Origin of the sequence: Chryseolinea sp. H1M3-3, assembly GCF_029360725.1 — a bacterium.
Taxonomy (GTDB): Bacteria; Bacteroidota; Bacteroidia; order Cytophagales; family Cyclobacteriaceae; genus Chryseolinea.
Genome location: NZ_JARKMY010000008.1, coordinates 1 through 2,666, shown reverse-complemented (window position 1 = coordinate 2,666; position 2,666 = coordinate 1). Strand labels below are relative to the sequence as shown.

At 40.5% G+C, this 2,666-nt stretch carries 4 protein-coding genes; all 4 read left to right on the top strand.

From position 1 onward, the window contains the following. Positions 1-245: 245 nt before the first annotated feature. Positions 246-656, top strand: coding sequence for a hypothetical protein (locus tag P2W71_RS14810; RefSeq protein ID WP_276372048.1), 411 nt, complete (start codon positions 246-248; stop codon positions 654-656). A gap of 12 nt (positions 657-668) precedes the next feature. Beyond that, complete coding sequence (locus P2W71_RS14805; RefSeq protein ID WP_276372047.1) at positions 669-1,469, top strand: Cthe_2314 family HEPN domain-containing protein; 801 nt, start codon at positions 669-671, stop codon at positions 1,467-1,469. A 593-nt stretch (positions 1,470-2,062) separates the two neighbouring features. Beyond that, entirely contained in the window at positions 2,063-2,374 is a 312-nt protein-coding gene (locus P2W71_RS14800; protein WP_276372046.1) for a transposase, read from the top strand. A gap of 17 nt (positions 2,375-2,391) precedes the next feature. Continuing rightward, positions 2,392-2,666, top strand: a 275-nt coding sequence (locus P2W71_RS14795) for an IS3 family transposase (protein WP_346659961.1), incomplete at its 3' end; no start/stop codon positions are given.

Sequence of the window (2,666 nt, the reverse complement as noted above, 5' to 3'; positions counted from 1 at the left end):
GTTAGCGCGTAGTTCATCGGCTGCCTTTTTTTTTGTGGATAAATGGATAACCGAAACGGTTACCCACTTACCCACAAAATTTACGATTATGAATAAAGAAAGTTAATGAAGTGAATCTAAAGGTTATGCACAATGCCGCGCGGACAGAGTAGTGGCCACCGCGCATTGGCACATTTGCTTGCCGCTCATTCCAGGGCGCCACCAAAGCAAGCAAAAGAGCCAATTCTTACCACGCACATAGGACAATGGACAACAAGACAATTCAAGATTTATTTATAAGGAATTTTCTGCCAAAGGACCAGCGGGATCGAGCGGAGTACCTACTCAATGATTCAAAGAAGAGAGGAAAGTTTACTGACAGGTTAAATCATCAATGGACCAAAGTTTTGGATATGCGATTCATTTCAAAAATCCCTTCAGGGACAAATGATTTTGAATTCGCTAAAAAGGAATTGAAAATTAAAGACGATGAATTGTGTTATGTTATTTCCAACTACGATGATATCGATGGACAGGTGATTGGCTTTGCAGAAGCATTTGAAAAGATATATGGCCGCGGTTTTGGTTCATTGATCATTAATTCAACAGCGGACAAGTTATACCTTGAGACAGAATTGGTACAAGGAAAACAAAATAGGTTTATTGGAAAGAGATAGATTTGATGATTAATGGACAGCGTTTTCTTCAACAAACAATATGCTGAATTGCTCGATAAGAATTTTCCAGAGCCAGAAGCAGATCTGAATTTTATATCAGGGAGGCTCGGGAATCTAAATCAGGAACTAAAGTACAAGGAAGTCAAGCGACTCTTTTTTGAACTGGACGACCTAGTGCAACAAGCGAGATGGCACATTGGCATTCTCATTAATATTGCAAAGACATTTCCTGACAAAGAGATTTCAAAAGATGATCCATCCGGAGGACGAATGGTTATTGAAACGATGCTTCTCCTTCGAGAATTTGTCGTAAATAACAAGAACGTGAACTTTGAAGATTTAAATGAGGATAGAAAGGGCGGAAAGGTCTATGGATGGATATATCACATGTTTGTCGACAATGTAATTTTTAGGGTATTTGGAGTACTTGATCGAATCGCCAGAATTTTAGCCGAAATAAGGAACGTCAAATTTTCTAACAACAAGGTATACTTCAAAAGTGGTAAGCTTGAGGCAATACATCGAGAATTTAATTACGAAGAGACACAGAAATTGCTCGATATGTCTAAAGAACATGCGTTTGAATTTCTTATCAGCTATCGGGACGGATACAGCCATTCAAAAAAAGAATTCTCTGTAGTTGCCGGGTCTGTTCCCGCCATTTCCTACACAGATGAAGGGGGAAAAAGAAATCACGAAGACGGACATCTCTGGAAGACGCAAGACCTATTAGCTCTTACAAACATGGCGTACACCTACACAACAAGAGCAGTTAAAGAATTGAAGATCATAATAGAAAAAGAGTATAGATAACTACACTACCTTCATCACAATGAACAACAATGAAAATTTTGACTGTATTTTTTAGCGGAGTTCTTGTAGTAGGATGTTTTCTCCTGATGGTTGGTATTGCTGGATCACATGGACATTTTAGATTTCGACCCCATATGACTGAGGACTGGTTTATTTTCGGGACGCCTTTGATTGGCGTACTCGGACTTATCACTGTGACGGTTCTGAGGATCAGAAATAGAAATAAGTAGGTCTTCGAACAACCACACCAATGCCAAAGCCGCACATGCTGACACACATCCAAAGCTCTGGCATCCGTGTGGTTAAGAGTACGGTGGATGCGCGGCACTGTGCATAACACTGTGCATAATCAATGGCGGGGTTTGGTGTAAATTTGTAGTTTTAGCTTTCAAACAACGTTTGGTGTCGTGGGACAGTGACGTGCAGGTCGGGCAAAACATTTCGCTGCGCTACATTTTTTTGCCCTCCTAAACCCGCCACTGCTTATGCACTCACGTTGTATGCAATAGCCTCAAGAAAGACTTTGTCTTAGCCCCCTAAATGACTGTACAAAATCTAACAAACAGATTTGTAACAGTTAAATTTAGGAAAATATGCCAAGAACAAAACGATCCTTTATACCTGAAGACAGATTGAGCCTACTTCAGGAAGCTGAACGGGAAGGCTATATGCAGACTTGTCGGAAATACAATTTATCTCCTGCCTTATTAGCCAAGTGGAAGCAACGGTATCTTAACAAAGGCTCTGAAGGGTTAAAACCAGCTTACAAAAGAGTTGATCCTGCCCTTCGTGCTTTGGAAGAGGAAAATGAAAGGCTTAAACGAATTATTGCTAAGCAGGCTCTAGAGCTTGAGGTTAAAACCGAGATGCTAAAAAAAACTCCTATCCAACCCAAGAGAAAGTAAGTATGGTAAAAGATTATATGCATCAAGGTTCTATACAAGACCTTGTAAGATGGGTCGGACTACCTAGGAGTAGTTATTATTACAAATCCCATCCTGGACCCCGTGGCAAGGTAGCTACTACTCAGACAATAAAGCATGGAGTACTGGTGAGCAACGCGTTAGTGCTCCAAGACATCAAAGGAGTGATTAGTGATCCTTATAACGCCTACGGTTATGATATGGTGAACGATGAACTGCGGCTTCTTGGATACGATATAAACAGAAAGAAAACCTATCGCCTGATGAATGAAAA